We start from the raw sequence: 12,819 nt of genomic DNA on the forward strand, positions 1-12,819 counted from the left end.
CGGGGCGGGCGGGCTCGCGAGTTATGACCTCGCCCGCGACACAAACTCATCGCGGCGATCTCATTCAATCGCGGGGCACCGACAACCGGGCCCGCCTCAGGCGTGGGTGAGGCTGCGGTCCCAACCTTCGACGGACTCCGGGCTGCGCGGGGCCGGTCCCACGTAGATGGCCGACGGGCGCACCAGCTTGCCCAGCCGCTTCTGCTCGAGGATGTGCGCACACCAGCCCGCGGTCCGCCCGCAGGTGAACATCGCCGGCATCATGTTGGCCGGCACCTGCGCGAAGTCCAGGATCACCGCCGCCCAGAACTCGACGTTGGTCTCGATGGCCCGGTCCGGGCGACGCTCGCGCAGTTCGGCCAGCGCGGCCTGCTCCAGCGCGACGGCGACCTCGTGGCGCGGCGCGCCCAGCCGCTCTGCGGTCGCGCGGAGCACTCGCGCCCGCGGGTCCTCGGCGCGGTAGACCCGGTGCCCGAAGCCCATCAGCTTGTCGCCGCTGTCCAGGATCTTCTTGACCAGGCCACGGGCGTCGCCGGTGCGCTCGACCTCTTCGATCATCGGCAGGACCCGCGCCGGCGCCCCGCCGTGCAGCGGCCCGCTCATCGCCCCGATCGCCCCGGACAGCGCCGCGGCGACGTCGGCACCGGTCGAGGCGATCACCCGCGCGGTGAACGTCGACGCGTTCATGCCGTGCTCGGCGGCCGAGACCCAGTAGGCGTCGATGGCTTCGACGTGCCGCGGGTCCGGTTCGCCCTGCCACCGGGTCATGAAACGTGCTGTGACGGTTGCGCATTCGTCGATCACGCGCTGCGGGACGGCGGGCTGGTAGATGCCGCGGGCGGACTGCGCCACGTAGGACAGCGCCATCACCGAGGCCCGGGCCAGCTGGTCGCGTGCGGTGGCGTCATCGGTGTCGAGCAGGGGCTTGTACCCCCAGATCGGGGCCAGCATCGCCAGGCCCGCCTGCACGTCGACGCGCACGTCGCCGGTGTGGATGGGCAGCGGGAACGGCTCGGCGGGCGGCAGGCCGTGGCCGAACTTGCCGTCGACCAGCAGGCCCCACACGTCGCCGAAGGTGACCTGCTGGTTCACCAGATCCTGTATGTCGACGCCGCGGTAACGCAGCGCGCCGCCGTCTTTATCCGGTTCGGCGATCTCGGTGGTGAAGGCGACGACGCCTTCGAGGCCGGGGACAAAGTTCTCGGGGACCACAGTCATACCGAAAATTCTCGCACCCCACCTTCGGGCGGACGCTACCGGCCGGTAGCAAGCCCCGGTAGCGTTGGCGCGATGGCAGGACCAGACCCCGAACGCCTGCAGCGCATGCGCGTGGAATACGGATCGGTGGAGAAGGACGGCAGCCCCGACCTCGACACCGATTGGCTCGACGACGGTTGGGTTGCCTTGTTGCGCAACTGGATCGGCGACGCGGAACGGTCCGGCGTCGCCGAGCCCAACGCCATGGTGCTGGCTACCGTCGCCGACGGCCGGCCGACAAGCCGGACGGTCCTGTGCAAGAGCGTGGACGAGTCCGGGATCACATTTTTCACCCACTATGACTCCGCCAAGGGGGCCGACCTGGCGGCGACGCCATACGCGTCGGTGACCTTTCCCTGGTATCAGCTGGGCAGGCAGGTCCACCTCCGCGGCCCGGTGAGCAAGGTCACCCCGGATGCCACCCAGGACTACTGGTCCAAGCGACCGCGCGGCTCTCAGCTGGGCGCGTGGGCGTCGCACCAGTCGCGTGCGATCGCGTCACGCGCGGCGTTGCTCGACCAGCTGGCGGAGGTGACCGCACGCTTCGCCGACCGCGAGCAGGTGCCCGTGCCGCCGGGCTGGGGCGGCTACCTGCTCGCCCCGGAGTCGGTCGAATTCTGGCAGGGGCGGGAGAACCGATTGCATAACCGGATCCGGGTCACCGGCGCTCGGATCGAGCGGCTGCAGCCCTAGCCCGGCCGAGGATCGCCGCGACGCGGGAGCCGCACCCGATCGATTACCCAGGCCGTCCCGCAGAGCCGACCCCGGGCAGGCGCGCGAACGCGACAACGACTACCTTCACCTATAAGCACCTAGTCAGGGCAGCCATACCAGCCAGAGCGCAAAGGGGTTCTCGTGGCCGACACCGACGACACCGCAACTCTGAAGTACCCGGGGGGCGAGATCGACCTCGAGATCGTCCGCGCCACCGAGGGTGCTGACGGGATCGCCCTCGGTTCCCTGTTGTCCAAAACGGGGCACACCACCTTCGACAACGGCTTCGTCAACACCGCCGCCTGCAAGAGCGCGATCACCTACATCGACGGCGACGCCGGGATTCTGCGTTACCGCGGCTACCCGATCGAGCAGCTCGCCGAGAAGTCGACATTCATCGAGGTGAGCTATCTGCTGATCTACGGCGAGCTGCCGGACTCCGACCAGCTCGCGGAGTTCACCAAGCGGATCCAGCTGCACACCATGCTGCACGAGGACCTGAAGCGCTTTTTCGACGGCTTCCCGCGCAACGCACACCCCATGCCGGTGCTGTCCAGCGTGGTGAACGCGCTGAGCGCCTACTACCCCGACGCGCTCGACCCGATGGACAACAACCAGGTCGAGCTGTCGACCATCCGGCTGCTCGCGAAGCTGCCCACCATCGCCGCGTACGCGTACAAGAAGTCGGTCGGCCAGCCGTTCCTCTACCCGGACAACTCGATGTCGTTGGTGGAGAACTTCCTCCGCATGACGTTCGGGCTGCCCGCGGAGCCCTATCAGGCCGACCCCGAGGTGGTGCGGGCGCTGGACATGCTGCTCATCCTGCACGCCGATCACGAGCAGAACTGTTCGACGTCGACGGTCCGGCTGGTCGGGTCGTCGCGGGCCAACCTGTTCACCTCGATCTCCGGTGGCATCAACGCGTTGTGGGGACCGCTGCACGGGGGCGCCAACCAGGCGGTGCTCGAGATGCTCGACCAGATCCGCGAAAGTGGAGACGACGTCAGCGAGTTCGTCCGCAAGGTGAAGAACCGCGAAGAGGGCGTCAAGCTGATGGGCTTCGGCCACCGCGTCTACAAGAACTACGACCCCCGCGCCCGCATCGTCAAGGAACAGGCCGACAAGATCCTGGCCAAGCTCGGCGGCGATCCGCTGCTCGACATCGCCAAGGAACTGGAAGAGGCGGCGCTGACCGACGACTACTTCATCGAGCGCAAGTTGTACCCGAACGTCGACTTCTACACCGGGCTGATCTACCGGGCCCTCGGCTTCCCGGTCCGGATGTTCACCGTGCTGTTCGCGCTGGGCCGGCTGCCCGGCTGGATCGCGCACTGGCGCGAGATGCACGACGAGGGTGACAGCAAGATCGGCCGTCCGCGCCAGATCTACACCGGCTACACCGAACGCGACTACACGACGATCGACGCGCGCTAGCTACGGCGGAGTCGAGTCACAGCGAGGCCAGCACCGCCATGGCGGCGTTGTGCCCGCCGATCCCCGACACCGCGCCGCCGCGCCGGGCGCCCGAGCCGCACAGCATGACCCGCTCGTGCGCCGTCGCGACGCCCCATCGCCGCGCCGGGGTGTCCAGCGGGTCGTCGTCGTCGGCGAAGGGCCATGACAAGCCGCCGTGGAAGATGTTGCCGGCCGTCATCCCCAACGTGCGGTGCAGGTCCAGGGTGGTGGTCGTCTCGATGCACGGCCGGCCGTGGGCGTCACTCAGCAAGACGCCCTGAATCGGTTCGGCCAGAACGGAATCCAGCGATGCCAGTACCGAGTCGGCCAGCCGATCGCGCAGGGCGCCGGAGTAGGTGCCGTCGAACAGCGAGTGCGGGGTGTGCAGGCCGAACACGGTCATCGTGTGCGCACCCGAGTCGCGCAGCCCGGCCGGCAGAATGCTGGGATCGGTCAACGAATGGCAGTACGCCTCGCATGGCAGGGGATTCGGCACCTCGCCCGCGGCCGCCCGCGCATACGCCGTATCCAGTTGCGTCCACGCCTCGTTGACGTGGAACGTCCCGGCGAAGGCCTGTTCGGGCGTGACGCCGTTGTCGCGCAACCGCGGTAGCCGCCGCAGCACCATGTTCACCTTGACCTGTGCGCCCTGGACAGGCGGTGCGGGCCGTTCGCCGAGCAGTCCGGCCAGCACCGCCGGCGTGACACCCGCCAGGACGAACCGGGCCCGGATCAGACGCTCCTGGTCGCCGGTGCGGTAACGCACCACGCCATCCGGTTCGACCGCGTAAACGTCTGCACTGGTGGTGATTTCGGCACCATGGCGGATGGCGGCCGCCGCCAGGCCCTCCGTCAGCGCGCCCATTCCGCCAACGGGAACGTCCCAGTCCCCGGTCCCGCCCCCGAGTACGTGATAGAGGAAGCAGACATTCTGGATCAGCGACGGGTCGCCGAGGCGAGCGAACGTCCCGATCAGCGCGTCGGTCGCCATCACGCCGCGGACCACGTCGTCGCTGACGGCGGCGGTGATGGCGTCCCCGATCGGCTCGTCGATCAGGGCCTGCCACGCGGCCGCCGCTTGCCGCCCGCCGCTTTCCACGACATGCCGGCGGGCCTGCCCGCGGGTGCGCAGCGGTTCCAGCAGGGTTGGCCACAGTGGTTGGGTCACCAGTCGGCAGCGTCGGTAGAAGGCGGCGAACCCCTGCGCGTCGGGGCCGGCGCCGATCGCGGCGAACGTGTCAGCGCCCGCACCGATCAGCAGCCCCCGGTTGCCGTCGGTGCCGGGGTCGGGCGTGTACGACGAATACCGCCGCCGGGCCAGCCGCACCGAGGCGCCCAGGTCGTCGACGATGCTTGGCGGCAACAAGCTGACCAGGTAGGAGTACCGCGACAGCCGAACCCCGACGCCGTCGAAGGCTTGCACCGAGACGGCGGCTCCGCCAAGGTGTCCCAGCCGCTCGAGCAACCGCACCCGCAGGCCGGCCCGAGCCAGATAGGCCGCCGCGACCAGGCCGTTGTGACCGCCACCGACGACGACGACGTCGACGTGTCCCGGGTGCGGGCTCAGCTCAGGTAGCCCTCGACCTCGTCGGCCGGACGCACCTCGGCCGCGCGCGGGTCGTCGCCGGTTTCACGCAGCGCCCGCCGTTGCCGCAGCAGGTCCCAACACTGGTCGAGCTCGACCTCGAGCCGCCGCAGGCGATCATGCTCCTCCGATTGGGAGATGTCGCGCTGTTGCAGCTGCGCCCGCAGGGCTTTCTCCTCGGCGACCAGCTCGCGGATGTGTGCCAGGGTTTGGTTGTCGGTCGGTTTCTTGCCGTCGGCCATCGCTCCAGTGTGCCCGACCGCTCGGGGGCCGACTCGGTTGGCGAGGAAGCGCTAGCTGGGTCCCGGGAGCCGCAGCACCAGCCGCGCGCCGCCCAGCGGGCTGCTTTCCAGTGCGGCGGTCCCGCGGTGCAGGTGGGCCTGTTGGGCCACCAGCGCCAGCCCCAGCCCCGAGCCCGAATGCGAGGCGGTCGACCCGCGAGAGAACCGCTCGAACACCACATAGCGTTCGTCCTCCGGCACTCCGGTGCCGTTGTCGTCGATGGCGATCTCCACCCCGGCGCGCGAGCTGACCGCCGAGAGCTGGACGCGGGTGGCGCCGCCGTGCTTGACGGCGTTGGCGATCGCGTTGTCCACCGCCAGGCGCAGGCCGGCGGGCAACCCGACGATGATGCACGTCGGCGAGGGGACCAGTGACACGTCCAGGTCGGGGTAGATGCGCATCGCGTCGTGGGCGGCGCGGTCGAGCAGCTCGGTGATGTCGACCGGCACGTGATCGTCGGACGTCGACAGTTCGCCCTGGGCCAGCCGCTCGAGGGCGCTCAGGGTGGCCTCGATCCGTGACTGGGTGCGGATGACGTCGCTCAGCACCTCTTTGCGTTGGTCGTCGGTCATGTCCAGGGTGGACAGCACCTCGAGGTTGGTGCGCATCGCGGTCAGGGGGGTGCGCAGCTCGTGCGACGAGACGGCGGCGAAGTCGCGGGCCGACTCGAGCGCCTCCTTGGTCCGGTTCTGCTCGTCCCAAATGCGCTGCAGCATCCCCCGCATTGCCTCGGCGATCTCCACGGCTTCGCTGGCGCCGTGCACCTCGACGCGCGGCGCCTCGTCTCCGGCGTCGATCGAACGGGTCTGCTGCGCAAGCTGTTTGAAGGGCCGCACCGCGAACGCGGCCAGCAACCAGGCGAACACCGCCGCCGCGCCGATGGCGAAGCCACAGATCAGCAGGACCCGCCGGTGCAGGTTGTTGGTCTCGGCCAGCGTCGCGTCATACGTCGCGCCGACGGCGAGCGACGTGGGCTCCGGCGCGGGAATCTCCACCGTCCGGACCCGGTAGCGCACACCTTTGACGTAGGCGTCGGCGTAGTCGACGCTCAGCCTGGGCAGCGTCACGTCGGAATTCGACCTGACCTGGTCGCCGCGGCGGACCGTCATGATGGCGTCGTTGTCGTTGGGGGAGCGGGGGATTTCGTCGAGACCGCGCGGCAGGAAGGGGATCGCGAAACCGGCGGCCTCGTCGAGCCGGCGGTCCAGCCGCTCCTTGCGGTCGTTGGTGATGCCCACCCAGACGACGACGCCGACGATGAGGACGGGAATCGCCGCGCCGATGACCGTCGCGACCACCACCCGGGCGCGCAGCGAGGGCGTACGGGTGAGGATCCGGGACAGAAAATTCATCGCCGCTCGACCTGGCTACTGCATGCGCAGCACGAACCCGACTCCGCGGACGGTGTGCAGCAGCCGGGGACCGCCATTGGCCTCCAGCTTGCGGCGCAGGTACCCGATGAACACGTCGACGACGTTGGTGTCGGCGGCGAAGTCATAGCCCCAGACCAGCTCCAGCAGCTGCGCGCGCGACAGCACCGCGGTCTTGTGCTCGGCCAGCACCGCCAGCAGGTCGAACTCCCGCTTGGTCAGGTCGACGTCGACGCCGTTGACGCGGGCCCGACGGCCGGGGATGTCGACCTCCAGCGGGCCCACCGTGATGGTCTCCGAGGAGGTTGACGCGACGGCGCCGCGGCGACGCAGCAGCGCCTTCACCCGCGCGACCAGCTCGGCCAAGACGAACGGCTTGACCAGGTAGTCGTCCGCGCCGGCCTCGAGCCCCGCCACCCGGTCGTCGACCGAGCTGCGCGCCGACAGCACGCAGACCGGGACGTCGTTATCCATCGCCCGCAGCGCCGTGACGACGCTGACGCCGTCCAGCACGGGCATGTTGATGTCCAGCACGATCGCGTCCGGTCGGGTCTCGGTGGCGCTGCGCAAGGCTTCCGCGCCGTCGACCGCGGTCGACACCTCGAATCCGGACAGTCGCAGGCCGCGTTCCAGCGAGGCGAGCACGTCGGAGTCGTCGTCGACGACCAACACGCGGGGCGAGGTCCCACCAGTGTCCATGCCGCCCATTTTGCCTGATTGCCGATCACGGCGGTGCCCTGGCCGGGCCGCCGACGCCCAAAAGGTTACGTTTTCGACGCTGCGCCGCAACTGGCCGTTGACATCGGCACGCATGCGCCGAAACCAGTTGCGGTGCAGCCTGTTTCGCTTCCCCCGCCGTCGGTCGTCACCGGAAGGGGTTCGATCACTGTCGGGCCAGCCCGCTCAACTGCACCGCCAGCTGCCGACGGACCGCGGGAACCTCGGCGGCCAGACGCATCCCGGTGTTGCGCAGGGGGCGCAACGGGCGCGGCAGCGTCGCGATGCGGGTCAGCCGTCCGGTCAGCTTCAGCACCCGCTCGGCGCGTCGGCGCTGCGCGGCGCTGTAGGCGTCCAGCGCGGCGTCCGGGCCTCCTTGCAGAACCGCGGTCAGCGCGCCGGCCAGGGCCATCGCGTCGGTGATCCCGAGGTTCATGCCCTGGCCCCCGGCCGGGCTGTGCACGTGGGCGGCGTCGCCGGCCAGCAACAGCCGGCCGGCCCGGTAGCTGTCGGCGACGCGGTGATGGATGTGGAACCGCGACCCCCACACCAATTCGGTCACGACCGTTCGCCCCGGCCCGAAGCCGCGGGTGTCCAGCAGTGCCTGCACGAACCGCGCCGACGGCTGCAGCGGCGCGTCGGCCGTCGGCGCGACGACGCGGAAGATGTCTCCGGGCAGCGGCGCCAGCACCGTCAGGCCGTCTTTGGCGTAGAACAGGATCACCTCGTCACGGGGCGCTTCACCGGTCACTCGCACGTCGGCGAGCGTGAATGACTCGGCGAATTCGCCACCGGCGAAGCCGATTCCGGCTTCCGTGCGCACCGTGCTGTGCATCCCGTCCGCCCCGACGGCGTAGGCGGCGCGGATGGTGTCCCCGTCGTCGAACGTCGCCGTCACGCCGTCGCCGTCCTGGGCGATGCGACTCAGCGCCTTGGGCCGGACGACGTCACCGCCCAGCTCCCGCAGGCGCTCGAGCAGCAGCCGCTCGGTGTCGGCCTGGGAGAGCATCAGCGTGTACGGGTGTTCGGTCGGAAGCGTGCTGAAGTCGACGGGAATCAAGATGCGCCGGCCCTGCCGCATGGTGAACCGCGGCGCGATCACGCCCGCCTTGACCATTCGCCGGGACACGTCGAGCTCGTCGAGCACCTCGAGGGTTCGGGCGTTGACGGCGGCAGCGCGCGACGTGTTGGCGCCCTCCGCCACCTTGTCGACCAGTGTCACCCGAATCCCGCGGACTCGCAGCGCGGCGGCGAGCGTGAGGCCGGTAGGACCTGCGCCGACCACCAGGACGTCGGTGTCGTTCATGGCTGGCTCCTCTCCCTGATGCGTTAGTCAACGCTTGTTGGCATAACTCCATGGTCGCGCGTCGCTAGTGCTATGTCAACAGTTGTTGGCCTACAATCGTTGACATGAGACGGTCGTCGGACGAGACGAAGGCGGCGATCCTGGCGGCGGCGCGCGAGCGGTTCGGCGCGGCGGGGTTCCAGGGTGCGACGATTCGGGCCATCGCCGCCGACGCTGGGATCGATCCCGCGATGGTGATGCGGTATTACGGCAGCAAGGACAAGCTGTTCGCCGCGGCGGCGGAGTTCGACCTGCGGTTTCCCGACTTCGCGGCGACCGAGCCGACGCAGGTCGGGCGGTCGCTGGTGCGGCACTTTCTCGAACGCTGGGAGGGCGACGAGGCGCTGGTGATCCTGCTGCGGTCGAGCGCGACCAACGGCGAAGCGGCGCAACGGATGCAGGAGATCTTCGGAAACCAGATCCGGCCGCTGGTGGCCTCACTCGCGCCGGCGGAGGAGGTGGGGGTGAGGGCGGGGCTCATCGCCACGCAGATATTGGGGATGGCGTTGTGCCGCTTCGTGTTACGGCTCCCCCCGGTCGCGGAGATGACCCGCGACGAGATCGTCGACTGGCTCGGTCCGACCATTCAGCGCTATCTCGGCCTGCCGGAGGGCTGACTCGCGAGACTTAAACCACGGTGACGTTTTGCGGCGTGTCGTGGGCGTGGTTTACGTGTCGCGCGTTGTGCCGCGCTCAGGGCACTCCGATGCGGCGGTAGCGCCGCAATCGGGTGGCCAACCGCTCGTCGGCGGGCAGCTCGCGCAGGCCGTGCAGCTCGGCGGCGATGGCATGCGCGAGTCGCCGGCAGAACTCGACCGGCTCGTCGGCCGCGTCGGGATGTTCCGGGACGACGACGTCGGCAATTCCGGACCGCAGCAGGTCCGCCGAGCGGATACCTTGCGCGGCAGCGAGTTCGGGGGCGTGCGCGGTGTCACGGAAGACGATCGCGCTGGCGCCCTCCGGCGGCAGCGGCGCCAGCCACCCGTGCAGCGCGCACAGCACCCGATCGGCGGGAACCATCGCCAGCGCCGGCCCGCCGCTGCCCTGGCCGAGCAGCACCGAGACCGTCGGGGTGTCCAGGGTCACCAGCTCGGCTAGGCACTGGGCGATCTGGCCGGCGAGCCCACCCTGTTCGGCCTCCGCCGACAGGGCCGGGCCGGCGGTGTCGATCACCAGCACCAGCGGCAGGTGCAGTTCGGCGGCCAGCGCCATGCCCCGCCGGGCCTCGCGCAGGGACGCGGGGCCCACCATCCCGCCCGCCACCCGCTGCTGCCCGAGCACCACCGCGGGCTGTCCGGCGAAGCGGGCCAGTGCCAGCAGGGTGGTCGCCGCATCGCCCTGGCCGGTGCCCGACAACAGCACCCGATCGGTGGCGCCATGGCGCAGCAGCAGCCCGACACCGGGCCGATCGGGGCGCCGTGACGCCACCACGGAGTCCCACGCCGGCACGTCGGGTATCGGTTCGGGCGGCCGCGGTGCCGGCAGGGCCCCGGGCGGGTCGGCGATGACCGTCAGCGCGCGGTCCAGCATCCGGCGCAGCTGCTCCAGCGGTACGACGTCGTCGATCACGCCGTGGCGCTGCAGGTTCTCCGCCGTCTGGACGCCTTCGGGGAAGGGTTCGCCATAGAGCAGCTGGTACACGCGCGGCCCGAGGAAGCCGATCAGGGCGCCCGGCTCGGCGGCCGTGACGTGGCCCAGCGACCCCCAGGACGCGAACACCCCGCCGGTCGTGGGGTGGCGCAAATAGACGAGGTAGGGCAGGTGCGCCTGTTTGTGCAGCCGGACGGCGGCGGCGATCTTCACCATCTGCAGGAAGGCGACAGTGCCCTCCTGCATGCGGGTGCCGCCGGAGCTGGGCGAGGCCAGCAGCGGCAGCCGCTCGGCGGTCGCCCGCTGCATCGCGGCGGTGATCCGTTCGGCCGCCGCCACCCCGATGGAGCCGCCCAGGAAGCCGAACTCGCAGACCACCACCGCGACCCGGCGCCCGAAGATGCGGCCCTCGCCGGTCAGCACCGATTCGTCCAGGCCGGTGGCGGCCCGCGCGTCGGCCAGCTCTCGCGAATACTCCTCGCTGACCGGCACGGCGAGCGGCTCGCCGTCCCAGCAGATGAAGGAGCCCTCGTCGAGCACCGCGTCGCGCAGCTGAGCAGCCGTGATACGACTCACGACACGAGGCTATATAGGGTGGCTGCCATGATCGGTGTTACCCAGGACGAAGCCGTGCTGACCATCGAGCTGCAGCGTCCCGAGCGCCGCAACGCCCTCAACTCGCAGCTCGTCGAGGAGCTCCGGGAAACCTTCCAGAAGGCGAGCGACGGCTCCGTCCGGGCCATCGTGCTGACCGGCCAGGGCACGGTGTTCTGCGCCGGCGCGGACCTGAGCGGCGACGCGTTCGCCGCCGACTATCCCGACCGGCTCATCGAGCTGCACAAGTTGATGGACGCCACGCTGATCCCGCTGATCGGCGCCATCAACGGTCCAGCCATCGGCGCGGGCCTGCAGCTGGCCATGCGATGCGACCTGAGGGTCGTCGCGCCGGAGGCGTTCTTTCAGTTCCCGACGTCGAAATACGGCCTGGCGCTGGACAACTGGAGCATCCGGCGACTGTCCTCGCTGGTGGGTCACGGCCGGGCCAGCGCGATGCTGCTAACCGCCGAGAAGCTGACCGCAGACGCGGCGCTGCAGACCGGAATGGCCAACCGCATCGGGACACTCGCCGACGCCCAGGCCTGGGCCGCCGAGATCTCCGGCCTGGCGCCGCTGGCCATTCAGCACGCCAAACGGGTGCTCAACGACGACGGTGCCATGGAGGACTCGTTGCCGGAGCACAAGGAACTCTTCGACAAAGCCTGGAAGAGTCAGGACGTCATCGAGGCCCAGGTCGCGCGGATAGAGAAGCGACCGCCGAAGTTCCAGGGGGCCTGACAGCCATGCTGCGGGGGGCGCTGCGACTGGCCGCCGGCACGGCGTCGCTGGCGGCCGGCAGCTGGGTGGTGCGAGCGCTGCACGGCGCGCCGGCGGCACTCGGTGCCCACCCCACCGCCATCAGGGCGGTGGCGCAGGGCTCGCCCAACTACCGCGACGGCGTCTTCGTCAACCTCGATCCCGCCTCCGCCCTCACGATGGATCGCGAGGAGTTGCGGCTGGTCGCGTGGGAGTTGATCGGCAACCGGGGCGTCAGCCGGCCCGCCGCGCCGATCCCGTTGGCCGCGCCGGCCCTGTTCGACGGCGACCCCCGCCGGCTCGCCGTCAGCTGGTTCGGCCATTCGACGGCGCTGCTGGAAATCGACGGCTACCGGGTGCTCACCGACCCGGTGTGGAGCAATCGCTGCTCGCCGTCGGACCTCGTCGGACCGCAGCGGCTCCACCCGCCGCCGGTGCAACTGGAAGGGCTGCCGGCCGTCGACGCGGTGGTGATCAGCCACGACCACTACGACCACCTCGACATCGACACGGTGATGGCGTTGACGCGCACGCAGCGGGCGCCGTTCTTCGTGCCGCTCGGTGTCGGCGCCCACCTGCGCGTCTGGGGGATACCGGAGCACCGAATCGTCGAGCTCGACTGGCATCAAAGCGCCCGGGTCGACGAGCTGACCGTGACTTGCGTTCCGGCGCGCCACTTTTCGGGTCGCTTCCTGGACCGCAATACGACGCTGTGGGCGTCGTGGGCGTTCGCCGGCCCGAACCACCGCGCGTACTTCGGCGGCGACACCGGCTACACGAAGAGCTTCGCTCACATCGGCGCCGACCGCGGACCGTTCGACCTGACCCTGCTGCCCATCGGCGCTTACAACACCGCATGGCCGGACGTCCACATGAACCCGGAGGAGGCGGTCCGGGCGCACCGGGACCTCACCGACAAAGGGCTGCTCGTGCCGATCCATTGGGGCACCTTCCGGCTGGCCCCCCACCCGTGGGCCGAGCCGGTCGAACGCCTGCTCGCCGCCGCCGCACCCGAGCGGGTCGACGTGGCGGTTCCCGCCCCCGGCCAACGCATCGATCCCGCGGCGCCGCTCAAATCGAACGCCTGGTGGCGGCTCTGATTCGGGGTGCAGGCAACCTCGCCGCGCTGAGTTGAATTGCGCGGCTCGCCC

12 protein-coding genes are annotated in these 12,819 nt (G+C 70.2%); 5 read left to right on the plus strand and 7 right to left on the minus strand.

Features of this window, described 5'->3' with window-relative positions; translation table 11 throughout:
* Positions 1–96: 96 nt before the first annotated feature.
* Positions 97–1,218 carry a citrate synthase 2 gene (locus A5692_RS09605; protein ID WP_067926091.1) on the minus strand — a complete coding sequence of 374 codons (1,122 nt, stop codon included), beginning with the start codon at positions 1,216–1,218 and terminating at the stop codon, positions 97–99.
* A 72-nt stretch (positions 1,219–1,290) separates the two neighbouring features.
* Between A5692_RS09605 and pdxH the strand changes: the two genes are divergently transcribed.
* Entirely contained in the window at positions 1,291–1,950 is a 660-nt protein-coding gene (pdxH, locus tag A5692_RS09610; RefSeq protein WP_067926090.1) for a pyridoxamine 5'-phosphate oxidase, read from the plus strand.
* A 162-nt stretch (positions 1,951–2,112) separates the two neighbouring features.
* Complete coding sequence (locus tag A5692_RS09615; protein ID WP_067926087.1) at positions 2,113–3,405, plus strand: citrate synthase; 1,293 nt, start codon at positions 2,113–2,115, stop codon at positions 3,403–3,405.
* A 16-nt stretch (positions 3,406–3,421) separates the two neighbouring features.
* Here the strand turns inward: A5692_RS09615 and A5692_RS09620 are convergent, their stop codons facing one another.
* The 5 genes from A5692_RS09620 to A5692_RS09640 all read right to left on the minus strand — a co-directional run bounded on the left by A5692_RS09620 (position 3,422) and on the right by A5692_RS09640 (position 8,686).
* A complete protein-coding gene (locus A5692_RS09620) occupies positions 3,422–4,993 on the minus strand; it encodes an NAD(P)/FAD-dependent oxidoreductase (protein WP_067926085.1) in 1,572 nt (523 codons plus the stop codon).
* Positions 4,990–5,253, minus strand: coding sequence for a DUF2630 family protein (locus A5692_RS09625; RefSeq protein ID WP_068055068.1), 264 nt, complete (start codon positions 5,251–5,253; stop codon positions 4,990–4,992). The genes A5692_RS09620 and A5692_RS09625 overlap by 4 nt, the downstream gene beginning before the upstream one ends.
* Positions 5,254–5,304: 51 nt before the next feature.
* The gene (locus tag A5692_RS09630; RefSeq protein ID WP_067926081.1) at positions 5,305–6,645 is read right to left on the minus strand and encodes a HAMP domain-containing sensor histidine kinase; all 1,341 of its coding nucleotides are present in this window, start codon (positions 6,643–6,645) and stop codon (positions 5,305–5,307) included.
* Positions 6,646–6,660: 15 nt separating this feature from the next.
* Positions 6,661–7,371, minus strand: coding sequence for a two-component system response regulator PrrA (gene prrA, locus A5692_RS09635; protein WP_102419630.1), 711 nt, complete (start codon positions 7,369–7,371; stop codon positions 6,661–6,663).
* 175 nt (positions 7,372–7,546) lie between these two features.
* Positions 7,547–8,686 (minus strand): FAD-dependent oxidoreductase, encoded by a 1,140-nt coding sequence (locus A5692_RS09640; RefSeq protein WP_067926078.1) that lies wholly within the window; start codon positions 8,684–8,686, stop codon positions 7,547–7,549.
* Positions 8,687–8,790: 104 nt separating this feature from the next.
* Between A5692_RS09640 and A5692_RS09645 the strand changes: the two genes are divergently transcribed.
* Positions 8,791–9,342, plus strand: coding sequence for a TetR/AcrR family transcriptional regulator (locus A5692_RS09645; protein ID WP_067926075.1), 552 nt, complete (start codon positions 8,791–8,793; stop codon positions 9,340–9,342).
* 76 nt (positions 9,343–9,418) lie between these two features.
* Here the strand turns inward: A5692_RS09645 and A5692_RS09650 are convergent, their stop codons facing one another.
* Positions 9,419–10,891 (minus strand): carboxyl transferase domain-containing protein, encoded by a 1,473-nt coding sequence (locus A5692_RS09650; protein ID WP_068055070.1) that lies wholly within the window; start codon positions 10,889–10,891, stop codon positions 9,419–9,421.
* Positions 10,892–10,918: 27 nt separating this feature from the next.
* Here A5692_RS09650 and A5692_RS09655 point away from each other — a divergent pair, with 27 nt between their 5' ends.
* Both A5692_RS09655 and A5692_RS09660 read left to right on the plus strand, forming a co-directional pair.
* Positions 10,919–11,650 carry an enoyl-CoA hydratase gene (locus A5692_RS09655; RefSeq protein ID WP_067926070.1) on the plus strand — a complete coding sequence of 244 codons (732 nt, stop codon included), beginning with the start codon at positions 10,919–10,921 and terminating at the stop codon, positions 11,648–11,650.
* 5 nt (positions 11,651–11,655) lie between these two features.
* On the plus strand, positions 11,656–12,768 hold the full coding sequence (locus tag A5692_RS09660; RefSeq protein WP_156766005.1) for an MBL fold metallo-hydrolase: 1,113 nt from the start codon (positions 11,656–11,658) through the stop codon (positions 12,766–12,768).
* Positions 12,769–12,819 lie beyond the last annotated feature (51 nt).

Source organism: Mycobacterium sp. E342 (genome assembly GCF_001667665.1).
Classification (GTDB): Bacteria; Actinomycetota; Actinomycetes; order Mycobacteriales; family Mycobacteriaceae; genus Mycobacterium.

Bases quoted from the DNA above. Each gene is read 5' to 3' on its own strand.
- A5692_RS09605 (WP_067926091.1), bottom strand. From the start codon at position 1,218: ATGACTGTGGTCCCCGAGAACTTTGTCCCCGGCCTCGAAGGCGTCGTC.
- pdxH (WP_067926090.1), top strand. From the start codon at position 1,291: ATGGCAGGACCAGACCCCGAACGCCTGCAGCGCATGCGCGTGGAATAC.
- A5692_RS09625 (WP_068055068.1), bottom strand. From the start codon at position 5,253: ATGGCCGACGGCAAGAAACCGACCGACAACCAAACCCTGGCACACATC.
- A5692_RS09630 (WP_067926081.1), bottom strand. From the start codon at position 6,645: ATGAATTTTCTGTCCCGGATCCTCACCCGTACGCCCTCGCTGCGCGCC.
- prrA (WP_102419630.1), bottom strand. From the start codon at position 7,371: ATGGGCGGCATGGACACTGGTGGGACCTCGCCCCGCGTGTTGGTCGTC.
- A5692_RS09640 (WP_067926078.1), bottom strand. From the start codon at position 8,686: ATGAACGACACCGACGTCCTGGTGGTCGGCGCAGGTCCTACCGGCCTC.
- A5692_RS09645 (WP_067926075.1), top strand. From the start codon at position 8,791: ATGAGACGGTCGTCGGACGAGACGAAGGCGGCGATCCTGGCGGCGGCG.
- A5692_RS09655 (WP_067926070.1), top strand. From the start codon at position 10,919: ATGATCGGTGTTACCCAGGACGAAGCCGTGCTGACCATCGAGCTGCAG.
- A5692_RS09660 (WP_156766005.1), top strand. From the start codon at position 11,656: ATGCTGCGGGGGGCGCTGCGACTGGCCGCCGGCACGGCGTCGCTGGCG.